The organism is Streptomyces sp. NPDC007157 (genome assembly GCF_040634235.1).
GTDB lineage: Bacteria > Actinomycetota > Actinomycetes > Streptomycetales > Streptomycetaceae > Streptomyces.
Window position 1 is genome coordinate 1 of sequence record NZ_JBEYFE010000024.1, and the last position, 23,808, is coordinate 23,808.

General features: G+C 73.0%; 20 protein-coding genes and 1 pseudogene. 11 read left to right on the plus strand and 10 right to left on the minus strand.

Annotated elements, in window-relative coordinates; translation table 11 throughout:
• Window positions 1-133 precede the first annotated feature (133 nt).
• Entirely contained in the window at window positions 134-526 is a 393-nt protein-coding gene (locus ABZ642_RS34255) for a DUF5997 family protein (protein ID WP_360491252.1), read from the minus strand.
• 151 nt (window positions 527-677) lie between these two features.
• On the opposite strand from ABZ642_RS34255, the gene ABZ642_RS34260 reads away from it, so the two are divergent.
• Complete coding sequence (locus tag ABZ642_RS34260; RefSeq protein WP_360491255.1) at window positions 678-1,457, plus strand: LysR family substrate-binding domain-containing protein; 780 nt, start codon at window positions 678-680, stop codon at window positions 1,455-1,457.
• Window positions 1,458-1,602: 145 nt separating this feature from the next.
• Here ABZ642_RS34260 and ABZ642_RS34265 read toward each other — a convergent pair whose 3' ends face one another.
• Window positions 1,603-3,045, minus strand: a complete 1,443-nt coding sequence (locus tag ABZ642_RS34265) for an MFS transporter (RefSeq protein WP_360491258.1) — start codon at window positions 3,043-3,045, stop codon at window positions 1,603-1,605.
• A 177-nt stretch (window positions 3,046-3,222) separates the two neighbouring features.
• A complete protein-coding gene (locus ABZ642_RS34270) occupies window positions 3,223-3,699 on the minus strand; it encodes an Lrp/AsnC family transcriptional regulator (protein WP_360491261.1) in 477 nt (158 codons plus the stop codon).
• A gap of 259 nt (window positions 3,700-3,958) precedes the next feature.
• Here ABZ642_RS34270 and ABZ642_RS34275 point away from each other — a divergent pair, with 259 nt between their 5' ends.
• Entirely contained in the window at window positions 3,959-5,446 is a 1,488-nt protein-coding gene (locus ABZ642_RS34275; protein ID WP_360491658.1) for an FUSC family protein, read from the plus strand.
• Between the two features lie 119 nt (window positions 5,447-5,565).
• Window positions 5,566-6,597: a lactonase family protein gene (locus tag ABZ642_RS34280; protein WP_360491264.1), complete on the plus strand. Its 1,032-nt coding sequence runs from the start codon at window positions 5,566-5,568 to the stop codon at window positions 6,595-6,597.
• A gap of 95 nt (window positions 6,598-6,692) precedes the next feature.
• Here ABZ642_RS34280 and ABZ642_RS34285 read toward each other — a convergent pair whose 3' ends face one another.
• From ABZ642_RS34285 to ABZ642_RS34295, 3 genes and pseudogenes are all read right to left on the minus strand, one after another.
• The gene (locus tag ABZ642_RS34285) at window positions 6,693-7,619 is read right to left on the minus strand and encodes a hypothetical protein (RefSeq protein WP_360491267.1); all 927 of its coding nucleotides are present in this window, start codon (window positions 7,617-7,619) and stop codon (window positions 6,693-6,695) included.
• A 142-nt stretch (window positions 7,620-7,761) separates the two neighbouring features.
• A complete protein-coding gene (locus ABZ642_RS34290; RefSeq protein WP_360491661.1) occupies window positions 7,762-8,691 on the minus strand; it encodes a BadF/BadG/BcrA/BcrD ATPase family protein in 930 nt (309 codons plus the stop codon).
• Window positions 8,692-8,902: 211 nt separating this feature from the next.
• A pseudogene (locus tag ABZ642_RS34295) lies at window positions 8,903-9,070 on the minus strand (uracil-DNA glycosylase); the annotation flags it as partial.
• 246 nt (window positions 9,071-9,316) lie between these two features.
• Here ABZ642_RS34295 and ABZ642_RS34300 point away from each other — a divergent pair.
• The 5 genes from ABZ642_RS34300 to ABZ642_RS34320 all read left to right on the plus strand — a co-directional run bounded on the left by ABZ642_RS34300 (window position 9,317) and on the right by ABZ642_RS34320 (window position 14,281).
• Window positions 9,317-9,994, plus strand: a complete 678-nt coding sequence (locus tag ABZ642_RS34300; RefSeq protein ID WP_360491270.1) for a uracil-DNA glycosylase — start codon at window positions 9,317-9,319, stop codon at window positions 9,992-9,994.
• Window positions 9,995-10,671: 677 nt separating this feature from the next.
• Complete coding sequence (locus tag ABZ642_RS34305) at window positions 10,672-11,139, plus strand: hypothetical protein (protein WP_360491273.1); 468 nt, start codon at window positions 10,672-10,674, stop codon at window positions 11,137-11,139.
• A gap of 113 nt (window positions 11,140-11,252) precedes the next feature.
• Entirely contained in the window at window positions 11,253-12,158 is a 906-nt protein-coding gene (locus ABZ642_RS34310) for a hypothetical protein (RefSeq protein WP_360491276.1), read from the plus strand.
• Entirely contained in the window at window positions 12,155-13,432 is a 1,278-nt protein-coding gene (locus ABZ642_RS34315; protein ID WP_360491279.1) for a hypothetical protein, read from the plus strand. Before ABZ642_RS34310 ends, ABZ642_RS34315 begins: the two co-directional genes overlap by 4 nt.
• 255 nt (window positions 13,433-13,687) lie before the next feature.
• Complete coding sequence (locus tag ABZ642_RS34320) at window positions 13,688-14,281, plus strand: hypothetical protein (protein ID WP_360491282.1); 594 nt, start codon at window positions 13,688-13,690, stop codon at window positions 14,279-14,281.
• 29 nt (window positions 14,282-14,310) lie between these two features.
• On the opposite strand, the gene ABZ642_RS34325 is transcribed toward ABZ642_RS34320, so the two are convergent.
• Window positions 14,311-16,290: a HEAT repeat domain-containing protein gene (locus ABZ642_RS34325; protein ID WP_360491285.1), complete on the minus strand. Its 1,980-nt coding sequence runs from the start codon at window positions 16,288-16,290 to the stop codon at window positions 14,311-14,313.
• Window positions 16,291-16,418: 128 nt separating this feature from the next.
• Window positions 16,419-18,080 (minus strand): acyl-CoA dehydrogenase family protein, encoded by a 1,662-nt coding sequence (locus ABZ642_RS34330; protein WP_360491288.1) that lies wholly within the window; start codon window positions 18,078-18,080, stop codon window positions 16,419-16,421.
• A 71-nt stretch (window positions 18,081-18,151) separates the two neighbouring features.
• Between ABZ642_RS34330 and ABZ642_RS34335 the strand changes: the two genes are divergently transcribed.
• A complete protein-coding gene (locus tag ABZ642_RS34335; protein ID WP_360491291.1) occupies window positions 18,152-18,907 on the plus strand; it encodes a PaaX family transcriptional regulator C-terminal domain-containing protein in 756 nt (251 codons plus the stop codon).
• Between the two features lie 100 nt (window positions 18,908-19,007).
• On the plus strand, window positions 19,008-20,306 hold the full coding sequence (locus ABZ642_RS34340; RefSeq protein ID WP_360491294.1) for a lanthionine synthetase LanC family protein: 1,299 nt from the start codon (window positions 19,008-19,010) through the stop codon (window positions 20,304-20,306).
• A 194-nt stretch (window positions 20,307-20,500) separates the two neighbouring features.
• Here the strand turns inward: ABZ642_RS34340 and ABZ642_RS34345 are convergent, their stop codons facing one another.
• On the minus strand, window positions 20,501-21,295 hold the full coding sequence (locus ABZ642_RS34345; RefSeq protein ID WP_360491297.1) for a pectate lyase: 795 nt from the start codon (window positions 21,293-21,295) through the stop codon (window positions 20,501-20,503).
• 375 nt (window positions 21,296-21,670) lie between these two features.
• Between ABZ642_RS34345 and ABZ642_RS34350 the strand changes: the two genes are divergently transcribed.
• Complete coding sequence (locus ABZ642_RS34350; protein ID WP_360491300.1) at window positions 21,671-22,987, plus strand: SGNH/GDSL hydrolase family protein; 1,317 nt, start codon at window positions 21,671-21,673, stop codon at window positions 22,985-22,987.
• A gap of 94 nt (window positions 22,988-23,081) precedes the next feature.
• Here ABZ642_RS34350 and ABZ642_RS34355 read toward each other — a convergent pair whose 3' ends face one another.
• Window positions 23,082-23,798 (minus strand): NAD(P)-binding domain-containing protein, encoded by a 717-nt coding sequence (locus tag ABZ642_RS34355; RefSeq protein ID WP_360491303.1) that lies wholly within the window; start codon window positions 23,796-23,798, stop codon window positions 23,082-23,084.
• Window positions 23,799-23,808: the final 10 nt, after the last annotated feature.

The window sequence follows — 23,808 nt, forward strand, 5'->3', positions numbered from 1 at the left end:
GGGCTTCACCCCCTCTTTCCCCCCCCCCCGCTCTCCCGATCGGGGTCCGGGCCCCGGTGGGATCGGGGCCCGGCCCGGGCCCGGGCGGCGCCGCCGGCCCCGGGGCCGTGCGGAAGTCAGTCGGGCGGGGACGTCAGCCCTGCCCCGCCTCCTTCTCGCGCTTCAGGTTCTTCAGCCGTGCGCCCTCCTTGCGGACCTCCGCCTGGGTGGCGCGCTCCTTCGCCAGCCACTCGGGCAGCTCGCGCTTGAGCTCCTCGATCTGCTCGGTGGTGAGCGCCTCGGTCACCCCGCCGCGCGCCAGCCCCGCGATGGACACGCCCAGCCGCTCCGCGACCACCGGACGCGGGTGCGGCCCGTTGGCCCGCAGCTCGCGCAGCCACTCGGGCGGGTCGGCCTGGAGTTCGGTCAGCTCGGCGCGCGAGACGACGCCCTCCTGGAAAGCGGCGGGCGTGGCGGGCAGGTACACACCCAGCTTCTTCGCCGCGGTCGCGGGCTTCATCGTCTGGGTGGTCTGGTGCGAACTCATGAGGTCAAGGGTATCGGCCGGGTAGGTAACCGCCGACCACGGCTGCGCGGGCGGCCGGCACCGTCGACGCGGGGCGGTCGGCATCGTCGACGCGGGGCCGCCGGCTTCGGCCGATGCGGGGCTGCCGCCCCCGGCCGGTTAACCTGGCCAAGTGACAGGCTCGGAGGAAACACCGTCGTTCCGGCTCGCGTACGTCCCGGGCGTGACGCCCGCCAAATGGGTACGGATCTGGCAGGAGCGCCTGCCCGACATCCCCCTCGGCCTCCACCAGGTCACGGCCGCCGAGGCGTCCGACATGCTGCGCGCGGGGGACGCGGACGCGGGTCTCGTACGGCTCCCGGTGGACCGTACGTTCTTCAGCGCGATCCCCCTCTACACCGAGGCCTCGGTGGTCGTCGTACCCAAGGACCACGTGATCACGGCGGCCGAGGAGGTCACCGTCGCCGACCTCGCCGACGAGGTCCTCTTCCACCCCCTGGACGACGTCTTCGACTGGGACGCACCGCCCGGCGAGCCCGCCTTCGAGCGCCCGGCCACCACCGAGGACGCCGTCGAACTGGTCGCCGCCGGTGTCGGCCTGCTGGTCGTCCCGCAGTCGCTGGCCCGGCTGTACCACCGCCGGGACCTCACCTACCGGCCGCTCACCGACGCCCCCCAGTCGACCGTCGCCCTGTCCTGGCCCGAGGAGGCCACCACGGACCTGGTCGAGGACTTCATCGGCATCGTCCGCGGCCGCACGGTCAACAGCACGCGCGGCCGCCAGGCCGAACAGGCGCCGCAGGGATCCCAGGGCGGGCGGACGCAGCCGAAACGGCCACAGAAGGCGACCGCGGCGGGCCGTGGCGCACCGGGCCGGGCCGGGGCCGGCGGAGCCAAGCGCACCCAGTCCGCCAAGCCCGCGAAACGCGGCAAGCCCCGCCGCCGGTCGTAGCCTCAGGTCCAGGTCATAAGCCTCAGGCCCAGATCACAGGCCTCAGGTCCAGGTCACAGGCCTCAGGTCCAAGCTCCCGGCCCGGGGCACCCTGGGCTCAGTCGCCCTCCGGCTCAGTCGAACTCCGGCTCAGTCGAACTCTGGCTCAGTCGAACTCTGGCGCCCTGGACCGATCGCGCATGTCGGCGACCGCCAGGCACAGCGCCACCAGGATGAACCCGACGGACGTGAGCAGGCCCAACTGGAGCGCCTCGGTGGCCGAGCCGCGGTTCGCGAGGTGGGCGAAGTACACGGAGCCCACCACGGCGATGCCGGCCGCCGAGCCGACGCGCTGGCCGGTCTGCAGCACCCCGCCGGCCGCGCCGGCCCGCTTCACCGGGACGAGGGTGAGCGTGAGCGTCGTGTTGGGGGAGACCGTGATACCGGAGCCGATCCCGCCGATGATCATCGGCACCGCCGCGGCCCATCCCAGGTCCTCCAACGGCACCAGCCACGCCACCGCGGCGATCCCGAGCAGCCCCACCGCCACCCCGCTGAGGCCGATGACGACCAGTTTGCGCCCGTGCCGCACCACCAGCCGGCCCCCGAGGGCGGCACCGACCGCCGAGGAGATCGCGAACGGCAGCACCGTGAGCCCGGAGGCCAGCGCGCTGTATCCGGCGGCGTTCTGCAGGAACAGGGCGAGGACGAAGAAGACCGTGGTGAAGCCCGCGAAGTAGGTCAGGCTGATCAGCGCGCCGCGGGTGAAGGACCGCAGCGAGAACAGGTCCAGATCGACCAGGGGTGCCCGTCCGAGCCGTCCCTGCCGCCGTTCCCACACCCAGAACAGGCCCAGCAGCGCTCCGCCCACCGGCACCAGCGCCCACTTCAGCCGCCCGGTCCACTGCTGCTCCTGCACCAGCGGCAGCATCAGCGCGAGCACCCCGGCACCGAGGAGCACCACCCCGACGGGGTCGAACTCCTCCCGTCGGCCGGGCGAGGCGGGGAACCGGGGCAGCAGCCGCAGTCCGGCGGCCAACGCGGCCACCCCGATGGGCAGGTTGACGAAGAACACCCAGCGCCAGCCGTCGCCGGTACCGGCCGCGTCGATGATCAGACCGCCCGCGAGCGGACCGACCGCCGTCGAGACGCCGATGACACTGCCGAGCAGCCCGAAGGCCTTGGCCCGCTCGGTGCCCTGGAACATCTGCTGGATCAGACCCGAGGTCTGTGGGGCCACCATGCCCGCCGCCGCGCCCTGGATCAGCCGGAAGACCACCAGCCAGTCGGGGCTCGCGGCGAGCCCGCAGGCCGCCGACGCCACCGTGAACGCGGCCAGCCCGAAGAGGAAGGCCTGGCGCCGCCCGCGCATGTCCCCGAGCCGGCCGGCCGGTACGAGCGCCAGCCCGAAGGTCAGCGCGTAGCCCGAGACCACCCAGGACTGGGCGGCCTCGGTCGCGCCGAGCCCGTGCTCGATCGAGGGCAGTGCCACGTTCACGATGGAGGTGTCGAGCAGCGAGATGAAGCCGGCCGCCAGACACACCCCGAGCGCCCGCCACCGCCGGTCCTCGGTGGCCGGTCGCTGCGGCTTTGCCCAGGTCGTGGTCATGCCGCCACGCTATGCAGTCATCGCAGATGTCGCACGACCGGCGGAGCGAACGGCTGGCGGTGCTGGTCCGTCCGGGTCGGTTTCGGTGAGCGGCCGCCGACCGTGAGCGTGCTGCCCTTCGGAGGCGGGGGCGACAACGGTACGGACAGGCAGCAGGAGTTCAGGTCACGGATGCCGCTACGCGCGTGCCGTCCGGCCGATCGACTCCACCAGTGGCAGCAGGCGGTACGGGACGCGTTCGCGCAGGGCCACCTCCGTGCGGGTGCGTACCACGCCCGGCAGGCTGATCAGCTTCTGGATCACGTCCTCCAGGTGCGCGTTGTCCCGCGCCACCACCCGGGTCAGCAGGTCCCCGCCGCCCGTGATCGAGAACGCCTCCACGATCTCCGGCACCGCGGCCAGCGCGTCCCCCACGTCGTCGAGGTGGCCCTGGGTGACCTCGATGTGCACGAAGGCCAGCACCGGGTGGCCGAGGGCGGCGGGGGAGAGGGAGGGGCCGCTGCCGGTGATCACACCGTCCCGCTCCAGCCGGTCCAGGCGGGCCTGGAGGGTGCCCCGGGCGACACCGAGGATCCGGGCGTACTCGCGCACGCTGGTGCGCGGCTGCGCCAGCAGCAGGCGCAGGATGCGGGTGTCGAGCTCGTCCACGGTCATGGTGTGCGACTGTACCAATGGCTCACAGTCGGTTCCGGCTGAGCTGGGCCATTGGTGCCCTGGGTGGCCAGCCTCGTGCGGTGGAAGTGGACCGATGGCTCAGTCATATCGGGAACACTTGAGCCGGTCGCCCCGACGATGCTCTCATGGGGGTGTCGATGGCGCTGCGGATCCCCGCGGCGCCATTTCTGTGCCGTCCACGCGGCTTCCGTGCCGTCCACGCGGCGCCGTTTCTGTGCTGTCCATGGGAGGGAAAGCAGTGCTGAAGAGGGTGTTCACGGCTCCGGACCCGGGGCGGGTGCGGCTGCGCTTCGCCGCCCGGGCCGTGCTGGGCATCGGCCTCGCCGTCGTGCTGTGCGGGGCTGCCGGGCACTCCCTCACGGGCGCCGTCACCGGCGGGCTCGCCGCGCTGCTCGCCCTGTTCACGGTCGCCGACGCCACCGTGCGCGGGCAGGCCGTCACCACCGCGCTGCTGCCGGCCGTGGGCCTCCCCGTGCTGGCCGCCGCGGCCGAACTGCACGACGTGCCCGTCGCACGGGACCTGGTCTTCCTCGCCGTGGTCGGCGCGGGCGTGTACGCGCGCCGCTGGGGGCCGCGCGGCCACAGCCTCGGCGTGTTCGCCTTCATGACCTACTTCGTGGCCCAGTTCCTGCACGCCACGCCCGGACAGCTGCCCGAGCTGTACGCCGCCGTGCTGCTCGCCGTGCTCGGCGCGGCCGCCGTCCGCTTCGGCCTGTGGTGCTACGAGCGCCGCCTGCCCCCGGCGCCGGCACCCGCCCCACCCGCCGGCAGCGGCCTGGCCCGGGTGACCACCCGGCAGGCGGTCCAGGCCACCGCGGGCGCGGGGTTCGCGCTGGTCGCTGGTCAGGCGGTGTCGGGCCAGCGCTGGTACTGGGCGGTCGGCGCCACCTGGTGGATCTTCGTCAACACCGCCTCGCGCGGCGAGACCCTGGTCCGGGGCTTTCGCCGGGTCCTCGGCACGGTCCTCGGCATCGCGCTCGGCCTGCTCGTCGCCGTCCCGGTGCACGGCGCCCCCGTCCCCACCGCCGTGCTGGTCGCGGTCGCCGTCTTCGGCATCTTCTACTCGGCCGCCGTCTCCTACACCTGGATGATGCTCTGGGTGACCTTGCTCGCCGAGCTCCTCTACGGCCTCCTCGGCGTCCTCACCCCCGGCCTGCTGGCGCTCCGGCTCACCGAGACCGCGGTGGGCGCCCTCGGCGCCGGGCTCGCCGTGCTGTTCGTGCTGCCGGTCACCACCCACCTCATCACCGACGCCTGGATCCAGCGCGCCCTGCGCTGCGTCCACGCCTGCACGGCCGAGGCCGCCGCCCGGCTCGCCGGATCCGCCACCGCCGATCCGGCACCCCGGGTGGCCGAACTGGAGCAGCTGCTCGGCCGGGTACGGCTCTCGGTCGCGCCCCTGGTCCATCCGCTCACCCCGATGCCCGGCCGCAGGCGCCGCGCCCGCCGGGTCCTCGCCCTGCTGGACGACTGCGCCCGGGAGATCCGCGGCCTGGTCGCCGTCGCCGCCGACCCCGAGGCCTCCCACGACGCCCGGCTGGCCGCCGCCTGCTGGCGCGTCGAGGCGGCCGTGGCGGCGCTCACCCAGGGCTCCGCGCACAGCACCGGCCCCGCCGAACCGCCCACCGAGCCCGCCCTCGCCCATCTGCACGGCCTGGAGCGCGCACTGGCCGAACTCGCCGAGCCGTTGCGTGCCCCCTCGGGCTCACCCCTGGTCGGCGCCTGAGACGCGCCGCCCCGGACGTCTTGGTCTAGACCGCAAACTGCTACCGTCGGCCCCGGACTGGCTCGTACTGACTCGTACCGGCTCGTAGCGAGAACCGAGAAGACCGAGAGGGGACACCGGTGGCAGACGGCGGCAGGCGGCGGAGGGCGTTCATCGGATCGTTCACGGCGGCGGGCGGCCCCGGGGTCGTCACGGCGGCGGTCCATCCGCACAGCGGTGCCCTGGCCCTCCTGGAGGGCGTCGACGGCGTCCCCGACCCGTCGTTTCTCGCGCTCGCGCCCGGCGGACACACCCTGTACGCGGTCAGCGAGACCGCCGACGGCGCGGTGGCCGCGTACCACGTCCACGACGACAAGCCACGGCTCGCCGGACCGCCGGTCCCGGTCGACGCCAGCGGCCCCACCCACCTCAGCGTCTTCGACGGTCACGTCCTGACCGCCAACTACGGCTCCGGCAGTGTCAGCGCCGTCCCCGTCCGCCCCGACGGCACCCTCGCAGGCGCCGCCTCCGGGGTGCTCCGGCACACCGGCTCGGGCCCGCACGAGCGCCGTCAGCGTGGCCCGCACGCCCACCAGGTGCAGCCGGACCCCAGCGGCCGCTGGGCGGTCAGCGTCGATCTCGGCACCGACTCGGTCCGGGTGTGCACCCTGAACGACGGCACCCTCGCCGTCCACCGCGAGTTCGCCCTGCGCCCCGGCTCCGGCCCGCGCCACCTGGCCTTCCACCCCGGCGGCCGGTACGCCTACGTGGTCAACGAACTCACCCCGACCGTCACGGTCTGCCGCTGGGATGCCGGTACCGGCGCCCTGAAGCCCCTGGCGGAGACCCCGGTACTGCCCGGCGCCCCGGCCGGCGACGCCTACCCGTCCGGCATCGTCGTGTCGCCCGACGGCCGCTTCGTCTGGACGGCGACCCGGGGTGAGGACGTCCTGACGACGTTCGCGGTCGACGGGGACAGCCTGCACCTGACGGGGACGGTTCCCTGCGGGGGTCACTGGCCCCGGGCACTCACGGAGTCCGGGGGCTTCCTGTACGCCGCCAATGAGCGTTCCGGGAACATCACCTGGTTCACCGTGGACCAGGAGACCGGCCTGCCGCGCTACGACGGCTCGGTGGAGGTCCCGGCGGCCTCCTGCGTCGTTTTCGACTGACGCCGCCCCCACGCAGCCGGGGGTCGACCGCACAACCCCGAGAACAGCCGACGGGGCCCTCTTCGGAAAGGGGCCCCGTCTGGATTGCGGATGCGTCAGCGAACCGGCGCACCCTGCGGCTGCTGCGGAGCGATCCCCAGCGCCGTCGTGTACTTGGCCAGCGCCAGCTTGCCGATCGCCGGATACGGACCCAGCGGCTCGGCCGTGGCGCACCCCGCCTCCTCGGCGGCCGCCGTCAGCAGGCCCCCGTCGATCTCGGGACCGATCAGATACGGCGCCAGCGCCAGCTGCTGCGAACCCGACGCCCGCAGCTGCTCGGCGATGGAGGAGATCGAACCCTCCTGGTCCAGCGCCGCGGCCATCACCGGCACGGCCAGACGCGCGGCGAGCAGCATGCCGGTGATCCCGGCGGCCTGCACGGCCTCCTCGCCGCCCACGGAGGCGAGGATGATGCCGTCGGCGGCCGTGGCCACGGTGAACAGGCGGGCGCGGTCGGCGCGGGCCAGACCGGCCTCCGAGAGGCGCACGTGCAGCGCCTCCGCGAGCAGCGGGTGCGGGCCGAGGACGTCGGTCAGGTCGGCGGCGACCCGGCTCTCCATGACGGCCTGGCGGACCTGGCGCAGCAGCGCGCTGTCCGGGCCGGCCAGCAGCGGCACGACGACCGCGACCGGGCCGTCGGGCATCTTGACGCCCTCGACACCGGCGGCGACGGCCTGCTCGTAGCGGGCGGCGCGCTCCTCGGCGGCACGGGCGAGCACGGACTGGAGGGTGGGGAACTCCGCGTCGTCCCCGTCCAGGTACCCGATCCGGGCGTCCAGGCCGGGCAGCTCGGAGCGGGCGATGCTCACGACCTCCTCGGCGAGGGAGCGCGTGACCGCGCTGGGCGTACCCGGCACCGCGAGGACGAGCGCGGGCGCGTCCTCGGGAGCCACCAGCGGCTCGGGTCGGCGGTGCCGCCCGGGCTGGCGAGGTCGCGGCATTCGTACTGGCAGGCCGGACGCGGGCCCAGTGGGGGAGCTCATGGCGACGCATGTTACTGGCTTATTGGGCTCCCCTGTTCGGGGAGGGTGCAGGTGAGCGGTATCCGTCCGGTTTTGTCTGATGAGTTACGCATGATTCGGAGGTGATCCCGTCAACTGTCGGACACTTCGTGTCCCAGTGGGATCAATCCCTTTTTGTATGTACTACGGAGAGCAGCTTTTCATCACCCGGCAGAGTGAGCCGCCCGGTGATCAGGTCACTCGCGACGCGTACCGCTCCGTGCAGCGGGCCGCCCTCCGCCGGAACCTGCCGGGCCCGCGGCAGGAGCCTCGCCAACTCCTCGGCCAGCGGTACCAGAAGCGGGTCGCCCAGCTGGGACAGGCCGCCGGTGAGGGCGACTCGGGGCGCACCGGCCGTGGGACAGACGGCGGCGGCCGACTCCGCCATGTGCCGGGCCGCCGCGCGCAGGATCCCGGCCGCGACCGGGTCATGGGCGGCGCAGTCCGCGACCCGCGGGGCGAAGGAGGCCAGTACGGCGGGCCGGTCGGCGCGCGGATAGAGCTGTCCGGGCAGCCCGGCCGGGGGCCCGAACCGCTCCTCGGCGCAGGCCAGCAGCGCGGCCGAGCCGCCGTCCCGCCCGTCGAAGGCGCGCAGCGCCGCCTCCAGGCCCGCCCGGCCGATCCAGGCGCCACCGCCGCAGTCGCCCAGCAGATGCCCCCAGCCGTCCGCCCGACGCCACCCGGCCAGATCCGTGCCGATCGCGATCAGCCCCGTGCCGGCGGCGACCACCGCGCCCGGGTGCGGGCCCAGGGCGCCGACGTACGCCGTCACCGCGTCGGCGGCCAGGGCGACCGTCCGCACGCCGAGCTCGCGGGCCAGCGCGTCCGGCAGATCGGCCCGCAGGGCGTCCCCGAGACTGGCCAGTCCGGCGGCGCCGACGACCACCGTCGTCACCCCGTCCAGGCCGTACTCGCCGATCAACGCCCGTGCCATGGGCAGGAGTTGCTCCAGCAGATGCCCGGGGTCGAGGCCTCGCGGGCCCGTCCGCACCGGCTCCCGGGACTCCCGCGGCACTGACGGCTCCCGCCCCGGCACGCCTACGACGGCTCGCAGCCCGGAACCACCGGAGTCGACGGCGAGAAAGCCGGAGCCGAAGCCCTCGGTGCCCCCGAAGCCTCCCGCACGACCGGAACCCTCGAAGTCCCCCGAGCCTCCTGAGTCGCCGAAGCCTTCCGGGCCCCCTGAGTCACCGAAGTCGCAAGGCCCGACGGCGAGATCGTCCGAGTCCGGGGCCTCGCCGCTCCCTGCGCTCACGGCAGGCGCCTCACGGCAGACGCCAGTCCACCGGCTGTCCCCCCTGCTGGATCAGCAGGTCGTTGGCCCGGCTGAACGGGCGGGAGCCGAGGAAACCGCGGTCCGCCGACATGGGCGAGGGGCGCGCGGACTCCACCGCCGGCAATTGGCCGAGCAGCGGACGGAGATTGCGGGCGTCGTGTGCGGGGGTTCCGGGACCCGTGTATCGGCGGAGAGACGCCGGCGAGGCCTGATGACCATGGCGGAATGGGTTGATCACTGGTTGCCACGGGTTCCCCTCCTTTCCGGTGACCGGCCGCGGGAGCTGCTGGACCGCCTCGGTGACCTTGCTGAGGGGGGAAGAGTAGCGGTGCGTGGGGCGTCTGTGCGCGGGGACTTCGGCGTGTGTGCGAGCTCTGGGCGTGTGCCAGTAAGGTGACGCGCTGTGGCACGACGACCCTTGCACGAACTTGTAGAGGCAGGCTGGGCGAAGGCTCTGGATCCTGTGGCCGAACGGATCGCTGTGATGGGGGATTTCCTGCGGGCTGAGATAGCGGCCGGCCGGACGTATCTCCCGTCCGGGGCGAATGTCCTGCGTGCGTTCCAGCAGCCGTTCGATGACGTGCGTGTCCTGATCGTCGGCCAGGATCCCTATCCCACGCCGGGGATGGCCATCGGGTTGAGTTTCGCGGTGGCGCCTGAGGTGCGTTCACTGCCGGGAAGCCTGGAGAACATCTTCCGGGAGATGCACTCCGACTTGGGGCTGCCCAGGCCGTCGAACGGTGATCTGACGCCGTGGACGCAGCAGGGGGTGTTGCTGTTGAACAGGGCGTTGACGACGGCGCCGCGCAGTCCGGGTGCGCACCGGGGCAAGGGCTGGGAGGAGGTCACCGAGCAGGCGATCCGGGCGCTGGCCGCGCGCGGCAAGCCGCTGGTCTCCGTTCTGTGGGGCCGTGACGCGCGGAATCTGCGGCCGTTGCTGGGGGATCTGCCGGCGATTGAGTCTGCTCATCCGTCTCCGATGTCGGCGGACCGCGGCTTCTTCGGCTCCCGCCCGTTCAGCCGGGCCAACGACCTGCTGATCCAGCAGGGGGGACAGCCGGTGAACTGGCAACTGCCGTAGGACGCGACGGTCGCAGCGACCGAGTCTCTTGTCGTGCCGACAGCGACCGTGCAGGTTGACGAAGAGGACGCCGCCGCCGAACCAGTTCCGTGCGACGGCTTCGGCCGCGGCGTGGAGCGCCAGGGCGCTCTTGCCGACGCCCGCCGTTCCGGCCAGCGCCATGACAGGTACGCCCGGCTGGTCGTTGCGGTCGTCCCGGGCCGGCCGCATGAAGTCGAGCAGCAGGCGCACCTCGGTCTGCCGCCCGTGAATGCCGCCGGAGGCGGGGGAGTCCGGGCATCACGCCAGTGGGTTGGGACTGGGACCGGGCGTTGAGCAGCACGGCTGCTGTGGCTGGAAGCCGGTCCGTGAAGAGCCGCGGGAATGCCGCTTCGTCGGCGACGCCCACGCCCTCGCCCGAGGCTACGGGCCCACCGGCTGCCTGGACGGGACGGAGGTCGAGGTCGACCGGATGTCGACCAGGCGGTTGGTGCGTCACCGGCGTCGACGGAGCCCGACCGCCCGCACGGAACCCGTGCGAGGACGACTGACGCCCGTCCCGGTCATTTTGCGTGGCGACGTAGAAAGGGCCTGCATTTTCACTGATCGGGCAGACCTTGGACGGTTTTGGTGCGCGTGCCCCGCGTTATCGCTAAGAATGCAGTCCAGCAGCTGAAAGTGGGGGAAGCGGGGACATCATGCTGTCGGATGAACTACTGGCGCTCGCCTCGGCTACGGGCGCCGCAGTCGCCACCGCCGCCGGCACCGACGCCTGGGCAGGGCTGCGCGCCGGCCTGGGACGTTGGTTCGGTCGGGGCGACGCCGGTCGTGAGGAAGGCGTGCTTGCGGCACTCGATGCCAGTGCGGCCGAGTTGCTTGCCTCCGGTGCACCGACCGAGGCGGATTTCGAACGGTATCGGTCAGCCTGGCGGGACCGAGTCGTTGCCGCGCTCGTGCGGCTCGACGAGCCCGACCGGGAGGGCGCGGTACGAGATCTGCGCCGGTTGGTCGCGCAGGAGGCGGCGGCGCCCCGGGCCCGCAGCGGTGACGTGAACGCCCAAGGGGACGTGCGGATCCGTGCCGAGCACGGGTCGCTCGCCTCCGGCACGATCAACGGGAACGTCACCTTCAACCCCCCTCCTCCGCCGGTTCGGCCTCAGGGCTAGCCGAACCGGCCGCCGACAGTGCCCACGCAGGTAACGCCCCCGACCAACCGTCCTCAAGGTCCGCGGAGGCGCCCGCCCGATCACACGGCGACGTGCACGCCTCGCATCAAGGAATGGCTGTCGGCTCGGCCCACACCCTCATCGTCCATGGCGCAGCCGGTCGTACCGTCGGTCTGAGGACCACGCTGGTCTGCCTGGTGACGGTCGTTGGACTCGCTGTCGGCGGCACCATGTGGTGGCAGAGCCGCGAGGCGGACCACGGCCACACGGTGGCCCAGCCGCCGGCGGATACCCGGCCCCGCCCGGCGCCTTCCGACGCGCCGCCGGTACTGGTCACGTCCGTCACCGGGCCGGCCAGCGACCTGGCTGGTGGAGACTTCGCCCTCCCGGACGCGCTGCACATGTCCCCGACCGAACTGCGGAAGTTCGGCTCCGACGTGGCGGCGAACTCGGCCGCGTTCAGCTCTTGGTATGACCGCAACGGAGGGACGGTACTGGAGTCCGCCACCATCACCCTGGCGCTGCGGGGCAATGCTGCCGAACAAGTCCAGATCACTGACGTCAACGTGCACAAGAAGTGCGGGCCACCGCTGGACGGCACCTTCTTCACGGGGTACACGCAGGGCAGCGGCGACACGGTCCCGCTCGGTCTTGATCTCGATGCCACCGAACCCCAGGCACAGCTACGGGCCCGTACCGGCGCGGGACTGACGTGGACGGGGCGGGACTACTTCAAGGAACGGACTCTGACCCTTGAGCCAGGGGAACGGGAGACGCTGAGTATCGGTGTCACCAGCAAGCGCCACCGCTGCTCGTTCACCTTGGAACTGGTGGTGGCCACCGCGAAGGGTGTCCTCACTCAGCAGATCGACCGGCAGGGCAAGCCCTTCACCCTGACCGCTGCGGCCGTCCCGGGCAGCCGGCCACCCTCCGGATACCGGGCCGCGTACGAGGAGGGAGAGGACGGCTGGCACAGCGTCGAGCCGGGATCCGCGATGACGAAGGGAGCGGCCCCATGACCGGGCGGTCCGGGGGACAGGGGATCACTCTGCGCCGACTGGTGGCCCTGGCCGTACTGGCCGTGGTCGTTGCCGTGGCGGCGACCCTCATAGTGGTGCGGGTGACGGGAGCATCGCCGGGCGATGACCGGGGCGCGGCCGCCGACCCGTCCGCCTCGAAGGGGCAGACTCCGCTCGGCGAGGTGTACGCCTACACCACCGCGAGGGAATTCGTGCTGGTGCGGGGTGAGCGCCCACCGGTCCGCGTCTCCCGGGTCTTCGACCCGACCGACTCGGCGAAGAACGTTGTCGTCTGGACCCATGACGGCCGCTGGGTCGCTCTCCTCTCCGACGCCGCGCTCCTCGACCAGTCCGACAGGGTCCAACTCATCACCCTGAACGCCCAGACGGGCGAGGTGCGGAGACGGCCCTGCCCCCACTGCGACGAGCTTGCCCCGGTCGGTGACCACGACGTGGTCGCCCTGCGGTGGGACGACGAGGCCCGCGCAACCCTGGCCGTCCGCTATGACGTCGGCGACCCAGCGGATCACGGCACCCGTATCGCCCCCGCGTCCGACAGCGACGGCACCTGGCAGAACCTGCTCCTGGGCGGCACTCGCACTCATCTGCTCACCGGCGAATACGTCATGTCCGGCGGAGAGCCAGGCATGGAACTGCGCCTGCACGAGCTCAAAGGCGCGGCAGGCACAGGGACCACGACCTCCTACCCACGCTTCGACTCCAACGCCTACATGCCCACAGCCGTCGCAACCATCGACGGCCAGGAGCGCATCGCCGTCGGGGTGAGACAGAATCCCGGCGAGTGCGCCGCTTCCTTCCCCGTCGTCCTCCTCGGTCCCGACGGCGAGGTGCACGGCACCGATCAGTCGGCGGCCCTGCCGCCCGGCTACATTCCCGCTGTTACCGGCGGCATCGAGGTGCACGACTTGTGGTGGGGTCCCGACCAACACCTGTACGCCACCATTTCCTCCTGGACATGCGACAGCAGCGGGGACTCGGAGGACGACAAGATGCGTCCTCACCGCCCCTCGACGCTCTGGCGACTGGACGGCGAGCGGTGGGTGGCCGTGGGCGCCCAACCGGTGACAGTGGCACGCCAGTTGGACCGCGGCACGACGATGATTCTGACCATTCCGGACTGCATCGGACCGACAGACCGAGCCGATTCTGTCACCTACTGCAACAGCGGCACGCTCTCCCGGGAGCGTCACGGAAAACGAACAAAGATCGCGGACAAGGTCCTCGGTCTCTCCGCCCCGCCCTCCGACCGGTGACCGGCCATGCGTCCCGAAGGCCACGGCACGCCACGAGACCAGAGGTGAAGCGGGCATCGCCCAGCCCGGTTCGTCGGCACAGGTCGGAGCCGGCGTCCGGGCCCGGCCGAACAAGGTGCCGGGACTCGTTCCGGGAGACGCCTGCGCGAGCGGGCTCAGTCGTGCGACCGTCGAATCGGAGGTTCGCCGTGAGCAACGGGGCGGCCTCTCCCGTATGGGAGGGCGGTCCGGGCTGTCCGTGCGCGCGTGAGGAGGATGCCTTTGAAGGCGTTCCGTGGTCCGAAGGTCTGGTTGTGGCGCTGGCGGCGCAACCCGCTGAAGCGTCGCGCCGACACACTGGAGGCCTGGGTGCTGCTCGGCACCTGGCTGTTCACCTTGCTGGCCGGGGTGCTCGGCGGGCTCGCGGCGGCCCGGTCGGTCGAGGACGGCCTGGCCCGTGAGCGCGCCGAATGGCACCCGGTCGTGGCCCATGTCATGGACAAGGCTCCAGGAGGTTCCGGGCCGAAGTCCGAGTCCTCCGGCGGCGAACGGGTCTGGGCAAGGGTGGGCTGGACCGTCGACGACGGCTCCGCGCACACCGGCCAGTCGCGGGTCCCGGCCGGCAGCAAGGTCGGCACCCCGGTCACCGTCTGGACGGACCCCCAGGGGCATCTGGTCACCCGGCCCGCCACCGCGTCCGAGGCGCACCTCCGGTCCGCGCTGATCGGCGGTCTGGTCGGGCTGAGCACGGCCGCCGTCCCCTTCGTCGCCGGGCTCGTGGTGCGCGGCCGGCTGGAGCGGCGGCGGATGGACCGCTGGGACGCGGAGTGGTCGCGACTCGGGCCGCAATGGGGCCGGACGATCGGCTGAGCCGGCGCCCGCTCCGGCGGGCTTCGAGGTCACTGACTCGCCAGCGCCGTCCGGCAGTTGGCGAGCAGCCGCTCGTCCCGGGCGATGTCGTGGCTGCCGTACCCGCCCGGCCGGACCGTGTGCCGTCGGGCGGCGGCGAGTTCGGCCGTCAGCAGGTCGCGCAGCGGTGCGCCCGCCGGGCCCAGCTCCGCCAGGCACTCGGCGATCGCACCGCGGGCGTACGGATTCTCCGCCCAGGCGGCCCGCAGCACCGGGAGTACCGGATCCGGATCCCCGTCGATCCGCCACCAGGCCTGCGCCGCCGCGGTCCGTTCCCACACCCGGCCCGATCCGGCCAGCCCGCGCAGCGCGGGCAGCGCCTCCCGGGCGGCGGGCCCGAGCCGCCCCAGCTGCTCGGCCGCCGTCCGCGCGCTGCGGCTGCGACCGTGCGTCAACTCCCGCAGCAGCGCGGGGAGTACGGCGCCCGCGTCGCCCTCCGCCGCCCACAGGGCCCCCGCCGCCAGGGCCGCGTGCCGGGTGCCGAGGAGCCCGCGCAGGACCGGCGCCGCCGCCCGGGCCGCCGTACCCAGGGCGTCCAGTGCCCGCACCGCCTGCCCGACCAGGGCTTCCCGCGCCCCGAGTCCGTCCGGTGCGCCGCGCAGCAGCCGCAGCACCTCCGGTACCGCTGCCGGATCCTTGAGGGCGGTGAGCGCCGCCAGCAGGGGAGCCGCCAGCTCGGCGGCCTCGGGCGAGTCCAGCGGTAGCCGGCCCAGCCGGTGCCGCAGCGCGGGGGCGAGCGGAGCCGCGGCCGGGCCCAGCCGGACCACCTCGAAGCCCAGCCCGGCGGGAGCCGCCGGGCCCGCCAGTAACTGGGCCAGGACCGGGACCGCGCGCGGATCACCGCTTCTGGCCAGCGCCTTGAGCGGTCCGCCCAGCGCGGGTCTGCCGCGCTCCCACGTGCGCACCCACAGGTCGGGTCGCGCGATCACCAGCGCGTGCAGCTCGTCGGCGGCGGGCGCGGCCAGCTCGAACAGCTCCGCGAGCACCGAGACGGCCGCGTCACGCAACTGATCCTCCTGGCAGCCCAGTTGGCCGCCGATCAACGAGACGGGCGCGCCGAAGTCCGCCCGCCACTCCCGGAACAGCCCGGCCGACATCCGCACCGCGTTGCACCGGTCCATCGCGTCCGGGCTGCCCAACTGGCCCACGAGCAGGGCGATCCGGTCGGCCACCCGGTCGTCCAGCGCCCGGTGGAGGGTGCGCAGCAGGTACGAACCCTCCTCGTCCGACGGCCGCAGCCGCCGTATCCGGCCGACCAGCGTGTCCGGCTCCCGCCGGTCCAGATCCGTGGCCCGCCGCTCGGACCGCTCCCTCAGCAGCCGGACCGCCGTCGGCACCAGGTCGGCGGGCAGCCGCTCCGGCGCGCCGAGGGCCAGCTGGCCGAGCGCGGCGAGCCGCATCCCCGGGGGGTGCGGCGGCCGGCTCTGCGCGGCCAGCAGCTCCACCGCCCCGGCCGCGTCGGCGGGATGGCGCCGTACGAACAGGCCGAGGGCCGCGGTCAGGGCGGGCAGCACCTGTTCGTCGCGCTCCACCGTGATCCGCCGGTGCAGCAGCTCCAGCACCCGCGCGGGTTCGTCCAGGAACCGGACCAGCGCGGCCGCGGCCGCCCGCCGTACCCCGGGGCACGGGTCGTCGGCCAGCGGCACGAAGGCCTCGGCGCCCGCGCGCACCGCGGCCTGGGCCGACGGGCCGGCGCTCTCCGCCCCGATGCTGACCAGCAGTTCGACTATGGCGCCCCGCTCCCGCACCTCCGCGCGGGAAGCGAGCGCGAAGAGGAACGGCACGCAGGCGAGCGTCGAGTCGTACACGTTCCCCTTGTGGTGCACCGAGCCGTACATCCCGTCGAGCGCGACCTCCCGTTCGGCCGCGTCCGGCGAGGCCAGTGCGCGCAGCAGACCGGGTACGTCCTCCGCGCTGCCGTACGCGTGCCGCAGCGAGGCCCAGTCGACCTCGTCGATCCCCGTGAACACGTTGTCCTCCCCGGGCGAGTACCACCTGATCAGGAGTCTGCACCACGGCACTGACAACAATGCGGAATCGGGCGACGACTGTGGGCGATCCGTCGACGGCCACCGGCCAACGACACTGCGTGGAGGGGTCAGTTCCCGCCAGGCAGCGCCCGCTCCAGGATCGCGTCGAGCCCGGCCCCGGCGGGCAGCGTGCCGAACGCGTACCCCCAGTCGCCGCCGATCCGGGTCGCGCAGAAGGCGTCCGCGACGGCGGTCGGGGCGTACCGGACCAGCAGGGAGGCCTGGAGAGCGAGTGCCATCCGCTCGACCAGCCGGCGGGCGCCCGCCTGATCGGTTTCCGCCAATTCCGTCTTCAGCCGGGTCACGGTGGCATCCAGCCGGGCGTCCGCCCCGCGCGCGTGGGCGAGTTCCCCGAACAGGGCGTCGGCGGCGCCGGGTTCACGGGCGAGCGCCCGCAGCACGTCGAGCGCGTTGACGTTGCCGGAGCCCTCCCAGATCGACAGCAGGGGTGCCTCGCGGTAGTGGCGGGGCATACCGGAGTCCTCGACGTAGCCGTTGCCGCCCAGGCACTCCAGGGCCTCCGCGGTGAAGGCGGGGCCGCGCTTGGTGACCCAGTACTTGCCGACGGCGGTCGCGATCCGCCGGAAGGCCCGCTCCTGCTCGTCGCCGCGCACCGCGCGGTCGGCGGCGCCGGCCAGTCGCAGCGTGAGCGTGGTCGCGGCCTCCGACTCCAGCGCCAGGTCGGCCAGAACGTTGCGCATCAGCGGCTGGTCGACGAGCCGCGCGCCGAACGCGCTGCGGTGGCGCACATGATGACCGGCCTCCACGAGCGTCTTGCGCATCAGGGTCGCCGAGTTCATCACACAGTCCAGCCGGGTGCAGTTGACCATCTCGATGATGGTCTTCACACCCCGCCCCTCGGGCCCGACCAGCCAGGCCACGGTGGAGTCGAACTCCGGCTCGGAGGACGCGTTCGACCGGTTGCCGAGCTTGTCCTTGAGCCGCTGGATACGGAAGGTGTTACGGCTGCCGTCGGGCAGCACCCGCGGCACGAGGAAGCACGACAGGCCGCCCGGTGCCTGCGCCAGCACCAGGAAGACGTCGCACATCGGCGCCGAGGTGAACCACTTGTGCCCGCGCAGGGTGTAGACGCCCGGCTCGGCGGTGGGGGTGGCGGCCGTGGTGTTGGTCCGTACGTCCGAACCGCCCTGCTTCTCGGTCATCCCCATGCCTGCGAGCAGGCCCGGCTTCTCGGTCGGCACGCGCAGTTCCGGGTCGTACTCCCGGCTGGTCAGCAGCGGTTCGTACACCTTGGCCAGCTCGGGTGTGGCGCGCAGCGCGGGGACCGCCGCATAGGTCATCGAGGTGGGGCAACCGTGGCCGGACTCGGTGTGCCCCCACACCAGCCCGCCGGCCGTCCGCGCGACATGGGCGCCCGGCCGGTCGTCCGCCCAGGCCGCCCCGGCCAGCCCCTCGGCCACGGCCGTCCGCATCAGGTGGTGCCAGCTGGGGTGGAAGTCGACCTCGTCGATCCGGTTGCCGTACCGGTCGTGGCTGCGCAGCTCCGGCTCGTGCCGGTTGGCCAGCTCGCCCCACTCCTGAGCCTGCGCGCTTCCGGCCCGCACCCCGAGCCGCCGGATCCCCTGCTCGGCCCACTCGGCGCCCTCCCGGCGCAGCCCCTCGAGGAGGGCCGGGTCGTCGGAGGCGTCGTACGGGGCGAGCGGCGGCGGCTGGTTGGTGACGTCGTGAGTGGCGTACTGCGGCTGCGGAAGCGCGGCGGTCGAGTCCATGCCTCCATGTTGCACTCTCGCTACGGCTGTAGCAATGATGCAATAACAAGCCGCACGTACAGTACGTGACCATGCGCATGAACGTGTCCGCCGAGCCCGCCGGCGTCGACCTGCGGCCGCTGTCCGCCCGGTCGGTCGTGCTGAGCCTGCTGCTGGGCACGCATCCGCCCCGGCTGCCCGTGAAGGACCTGGTCCGCCTCGTGGAGCCGTTCGGGGTCGGCGGCTCCGCGCTCCGGGCCGCGCTCAGCCGGATGACGGCGGCCGGCGACCTGCGCCGCACCGACGACGCCGTCTACGGCCTCAGCGACCGGCTCCTGGCCCGCCAGCGGCGCCAGGACGAGGCGGTACGGCCCCGCACGCGCGCGTGGGACGGCGACTGGGAGATGCTGATCATCACGACCACGGGCCGCGGCCCCGCCGAACGCGCCGACCTGCGCACCCGCCTGACCGCCCTGCGCCTGGCCGAACTCCGGGAGGGTGTCTGGCTGCGCCCGGCGAACCTCGCCAGACCCCTCCCCGACGAGGTGCTGGCGATCGCCGAGCCCTGCACGGCCCGCCCCTCCCGCCCCGCCCCCGAACTGGCCGCCCACCTCTGGCCGTTGACCACCTGGGCCGAGACCGCCCGCGCCCTGCTGACCCGCGCGGCCGAATCCTCCCGCCCCGCCGACCGCCTGACGCTCTTCGCGGCGGCCGTACGCCACTTGCTGACCGACCCCGTCCTGCCGCCGGAACTCCTGCCCGCCGACTGGCCGGGCGACCGACTGCGCACGGCCTACGCGGCCTACCGCACGGAACTGGGCGAGCCGGCGGGGGACCCGGCCGACTGACGCCACCGGACGTCGGTTCGGCCACGGAGGAGCCTCGGGCTCCAGGGCTCCGAGGAACTCCGGCCTGGGCGACCCTTGAAGATCGTGGAAGAGTGGGCCCATGACCGCATCACAGGCCACGACAGTGGCGGTTGACGAAGTCGAGGGGCTCGCGCTGGACGGTCTGCGCTGGCTGACCGAGTCCGCGCGGGAGACCTCCGACGGGGGACTCGCCTGGCCGAACCGCCGCTCCGACGACGAACTCAACCCCATGTTCTACAGCGGTACGGCCGGGCATGTCCTGGTGCTCCTGGAGGCGTGGCGGCACTTCGGCGACGACTCCTACGCCGACACCGCCCTGCGCACGGGCCGCAGCATCGCGGACGCCGTCGACGGCATCGACGACGACTCCCTGTACTTCGGCCGTACCGGGATGGCGCTCGTCCTGCGGGCACTTCAAGAAGAACTCGGCGACAAGGCCGCCGGTGCCGCGGCCGACCGCGCGCTGACGATCGTGCGGTCACGTTTCGACGGCACCCGCTGGGGGGACCTGTTCGAGCTGATGGGCGGAAACGCGGGGATCGGCCTCGGGGCACTCGCGGCCGGCGACCCCGAACTGGCCGTCCTGGCCGTGGAGCCGTATCTGCGGACGGCGGAGCCGACTGCGGCGGGCGTCCAGTGGCCCCATCGCAAGGGTGTCGACTCCCGTCTGCACCACGTTTCACACGGCGCGCTCGGTATCGTCCTGGCGCTGGCCCGGGTCGGCGGCGCCACCGGCCGTACGGACCTGGTGGAACTGGCGCTGGCCGGTGCCGCGGACGTCGTGGCGCGTGACCAGGCGGGGCCGGAGGGTTTCCTGGTGCCGCACTCCACCCCTCAGTTCCGCCCCGACGTGATCGATCCCGTGAGCTACGGCTGGTGCCACGGCCCGGCGGGCGACGCCCAGGCCTTCCGGCTGCTGCGGGACGTCACGGCCGACCCCGGCTGGACCGCCCTCGCCGACCGCTGCTGGCACACGGTCACGCACTCCGGCCTGCCGCAGCGGCTGCGCCCCGGCTTCTGGGACAACAACGGCCGCTGCTGCGGCACCGCGGGCGTCCTCGCCCTGGCCTCGGACCGGATCGCCGAACAGCGGGACCCGTACGACTTCGCCCACCTCCTCGTCGCGGACCTCGCCGCCCGCGCGATCCGGGACGAGGACGGTGCCCGCTGGTCCAACTTCGAGCACCGGGCCACCCCGAGCGACCTCGAACCGTGCACCGGCTGGGCGATGGGCAACGCGGGCATCGTCCGCGAACTCCTGCGCTTCGTCCGGCTGAGCCGTGGCGGCGATCCCCGGTACGCGTGCGCCTGGCCGGACCAGCCTCCGGTGCCCGCCCGGGCGACGACCCGCCACGGCGTCACCGACACCGTGAAGTGACGGACCGGGTGTGCGGGACCGGCCTGTCCGCGCGACCCGCCGGGGCTCGACGCTCTCCGCCGTTCTCGCCAACTCCCTCTCCGGGTCCCCTCGTTCGGCCCGCACACCGGTGAGGGTCCCCGCCCCGGAGCGGACACGGACCCGCTGCGGTGGAGCCGCCGCCCGGCAAGGGGCGACGACCCCACCGCTGGGGCTCACCTGTAGGTGATGTCCGAGCTCGCGTACTTGCAGTACGTCCCGTCCGGCCCGCTTCCGTTCGTCGGGGGCTCCGCGCCCGTGTTGTTCCCGATGTACTTCTGGCACGGCACGATCTTCTTGCTGCTGTCCCCGACGATCGTGATGTTCTTCAGCGTCGCGCTGTCGCCGTAGTTGGTGTTGATCCCGACGAGCGCGCTGCCCTTGTAGGTCGCCTCGACGGTGTTGAGGTTGATCGTGCGCTTGTACTGCGTGGAGCAGTTGCCGCACGAGCGGACCAGCTTGCCGAAGTTCTGCACGGCGAAGCCCGACACGTTGAGTGTCCCGGCGCCGTTGAACTGGAACACCTTGTCGCTGGCCTCCTTCGCGCCGCCGCCGGAGACGGTGTAGACGTTGGACGAGGAGGAGCCGCGGAAGGTCGCCGCGTCCTCGCCGACGTCCTCCCACCACACGTTCTGCAGGGTGCAACTGCCCTCGCAGTGGATGCCGTCCGCGGCGGGCGCGCCGATGATGACGTTCTTCAGGACCGTGCCGGCCGCCAGGTCGAGGATCGGGTCCTGGTCCTCGCTCTGGCCACCGCTGCCCAGGTCGCCGCTGCCGTACAGGCGCAGCATCCCGTAGTCCTTCGTGCCCGACAGCTTGATGGTCGCGGTGACGGCCTGGCTGCCGCTCGCGGTCGGCCAGGTGGCCGCGTTCGCCTGGGCCCCGTCAGTCATGATCATGCCAAGCGAGAGTCCGAATGCGGCCAGTCCGCCCGCCAGCGCCCGCGCGCTGGTTCGTGCTCGTGAAGTCATGTCCCGTATGCCTTCTGTCGAGTGGGGGGTCCTCCTGGGGGTTCGACGGATGAACGCGTACGTGAACGACGTCCATCTCGCAGAACCTGAAATGCAGATATCTGCCCGGTGGGGACCATTGCTGGAACCGGTGGTCACGGTGCTGAACGGAACGTAGGATGCAAGCGCTTTCTAGTCAACGCCTAGCGCAGTATCCGTTCCGGTCCGGCCGCACCCCCGAAGGCGCGTGGGAGCGCTTCCATGTGAGCGTGAGCATCGGCCACCAGGCCGGTCACATCGGCAACACCGCGGCCCCACCGCGTGCACCCTCAACGGCACCACCTGCACGGTCAGTTGACGACGGCCCCGTCGCCGTCCCTCGTCAGGAAGGCTCCCGTGAAGCCGCAGCCCAGCAGAACACCGCTCGTCACGCTCCTCAGCGCCTGCGTCCTGGCTCTCGCCCTGGTCGTGACCGCCACGGCCGTCACCGCGCTGGTCCGCGGTCCCCGGCCGGCCGGCGCACAGTCGTACCGGGGCAGCCACTGGGTGAACACCTGGACCGGCATGCCGCAGCTCACCGAGCCCGGCAATCTGCCGCCCGCGCCCTTCACGGGGGAGAGGTCGGTGCTGGTCGACACCACCCTGCGGCAGACCGTCCGCGTCACCACCGGCGGCCATCGGCTGCGGCTGCGCTTCTCCAACGCCTACGGCGACACCCCGCTCCCGCTCACCTCGGTGACCGTGGCGCTCCCGCAGGACGGGCGGGCGGGGGTCCGCGCGATCGTGCCGGGCAGCCTCCACCCGGTCACGTTCTCGGGCCGTACCGCGACCGTGGTCCCGGTCGGCGCCCAGGTCGTCTCCGATCCCGTCGCTTTCGAGCTGGCCCCCGGATCCAACCTCTCCGTCACCGCCTACACCGCGCAGGGCCAGCCCGATCTGGCGCTCACCTCGCATCCGGGGTCGCGCACCACGTCGTACCTCGTCACCGGCGACCACACCCGGGACCCGGACCTGAGCGGTGCCGCCTCGGCCGACCACTGGTATCTGCTGAGCGACGTCGAGGTGGCGGCGCCGGCCGCGACCCGGGCGGTGGCCGTGCTCGGTGACTCGCTCACCGACGGCCGGGGATCCACGACCAACGGCAACGACCGCTGGCCCGACCAGTTCTTCGACCGCCTCCAGGCCCGCCCGGCCACCTCGGACATCGCGGTCCTCAACCAGGCGGCCGGCGGCAACCGGGTGCTGAACGACGGGCTCGGCCCCAATGTCCTGGCCCGCCTCGACCGGGACGTCCTGTCCCGCAGCGGGGTCTCCTGGCTGATCGTCTTCGAGGGCGTCAACGACATCGGGACCGCCGCGGCCACCCCGGACGCCCAGCGCGCCGTGGCCGAAGACCTGATCGCCGCCTACCGGCAGATCGTGGTCCGCGCCCACGCCCAGGGCATCCGGGTCTACGGCGCCACCCTGCTGCCCTTCGGCGGCAACGCCTACGACGACGGGGCGGGCGTGCGCGAGGCGGCCCGGCAGCGGGTGAACGCCTGGATCCGTGGTCATTTCGATGCCGTGATCGACTTCGACCGGGTGGTACGGGATCCGGCCGATCCGAGCCGGCTGCGGGCCGACCTCCAGGTGGGGGACTGGCTGCACCTCAACCCGGCCGGGTACGGGATCCTGGCGGAGGCGGTTCCGGCAGAACTGTTCCTCCGCCGCTGACGATTCGCGGGCGTCCGGCACCGCTGCCGAGCCGCGTCACCAGGGTCCGCCCAGGCCCGAGGGCCGGTGCTCGCCTCGCCACCTCGGCCGGTGGTCAGGCCGCGTCCTCGGCCCGTGCCGAAGCCGCGGTCCGCGCGCTGATCACGGCCCGTCCCCGGTCCGATGCCGGGAAGCGGTCGAGCATCGCGCGCAGTTCGTCGGCGCCGACGTTGGCACCGAAGGGCTCGGTGCCCGGTTCGAGGCGAACTCCTTCGGCGAGCGGGCCCGCGATGACCGGGGTGAATCCGAACGCGTCGACGAGGCCGGCCACGGTGGCGAGGTCGTCCGGATCGGCGCCGGCGATCGCGATCGCCTTGCGACCCGCGGTTCCCTCGGGCCGGGCCCCGTCCTCCAGGTCGTGGTAGCCCATGTGGTTGAACGCCTTGATCACACGAGCTTCGGGCAGATACGACTGCACGATCTCGCTCGACGAGGTGAGCGGGTCGGTGAGGTCCTCGCGGCTGCCGTCCACCTCCCACCAGTAGTTCATCGCGTCGATGACGAGTTTGCCGCGCAGGGCGTCGGCGGGCACGCTGCGGTACTTGCCGAGCGGAAGGGCCAGGACGACGACATCCGCCTGTGCCGCGGCCTCGGCCGCGGTCACCGGGACCGCGCCTGGGGTGAGGACTTCGACGGTGAGGGCGATCTTGGCGGGGTCGCCCGACCCCGCGACGAACACGCGGTAACCGGCGGCCAGGGCCAGGCGGGCCAGCACGGTGCCGACCTTTCCCGCACCCAGAATGCCGACGGTGCGGACGGTGTTGGCGGGCATCTCTTCTCCG

What these genes read in the sequence shown, in the direction of transcription:
- ABZ642_RS34255 (WP_360491252.1), bottom strand. Translation starts at nt 526, where the DNA reads ATGAGTTCGCACCAGACCACCCAGACGATGAAGCCCGCGACCGCGGCG.
- ABZ642_RS34265 (WP_360491258.1), bottom strand. Translation starts at nt 3,045, where the DNA reads ATGACCACGACCTGGGCAAAGCCGCAGCGACCGGCCACCGAGGACCGG.
- ABZ642_RS34270 (WP_360491261.1), bottom strand. Translation starts at nt 3,699, where the DNA reads ATGACCGTGGACGAGCTCGACACCCGCATCCTGCGCCTGCTGCTGGCG.
- ABZ642_RS34285 (WP_360491267.1), bottom strand. Translation starts at nt 7,619, where the DNA reads ATGAGCTCCCCCACTGGGCCCGCGTCCGGCCTGCCAGTACGAATGCCG.
- ABZ642_RS34305 (WP_360491273.1), top strand. Translation starts at nt 10,672, where the DNA reads ATGCTGTCGGATGAACTACTGGCGCTCGCCTCGGCTACGGGCGCCGCA.
- ABZ642_RS34310 (WP_360491276.1), top strand. Translation starts at nt 11,253, where the DNA reads ATGGCTGTCGGCTCGGCCCACACCCTCATCGTCCATGGCGCAGCCGGT.
- ABZ642_RS34315 (WP_360491279.1), top strand. Translation starts at nt 12,155, where the DNA reads ATGACCGGGCGGTCCGGGGGACAGGGGATCACTCTGCGCCGACTGGTG.
- ABZ642_RS34320 (WP_360491282.1), top strand. Translation starts at nt 13,688, where the DNA reads ATGCCTTTGAAGGCGTTCCGTGGTCCGAAGGTCTGGTTGTGGCGCTGG.
- ABZ642_RS34330 (WP_360491288.1), bottom strand. Translation starts at nt 18,080, where the DNA reads ATGGACTCGACCGCCGCGCTTCCGCAGCCGCAGTACGCCACTCACGAC.
- ABZ642_RS34335 (WP_360491291.1), top strand. Translation starts at nt 18,152, where the DNA reads ATGCGCATGAACGTGTCCGCCGAGCCCGCCGGCGTCGACCTGCGGCCG.
- ABZ642_RS34340 (WP_360491294.1), top strand. Translation starts at nt 19,008, where the DNA reads ATGACCGCATCACAGGCCACGACAGTGGCGGTTGACGAAGTCGAGGGG.
- ABZ642_RS34345 (WP_360491297.1), bottom strand. Translation starts at nt 21,295, where the DNA reads ATGACTTCACGAGCACGAACCAGCGCGCGGGCGCTGGCGGGCGGACTG.
- ABZ642_RS34355 (WP_360491303.1), bottom strand. Translation starts at nt 23,798, where the DNA reads ATGCCCGCCAACACCGTCCGCACCGTCGGCATTCTGGGTGCGGGAAAG.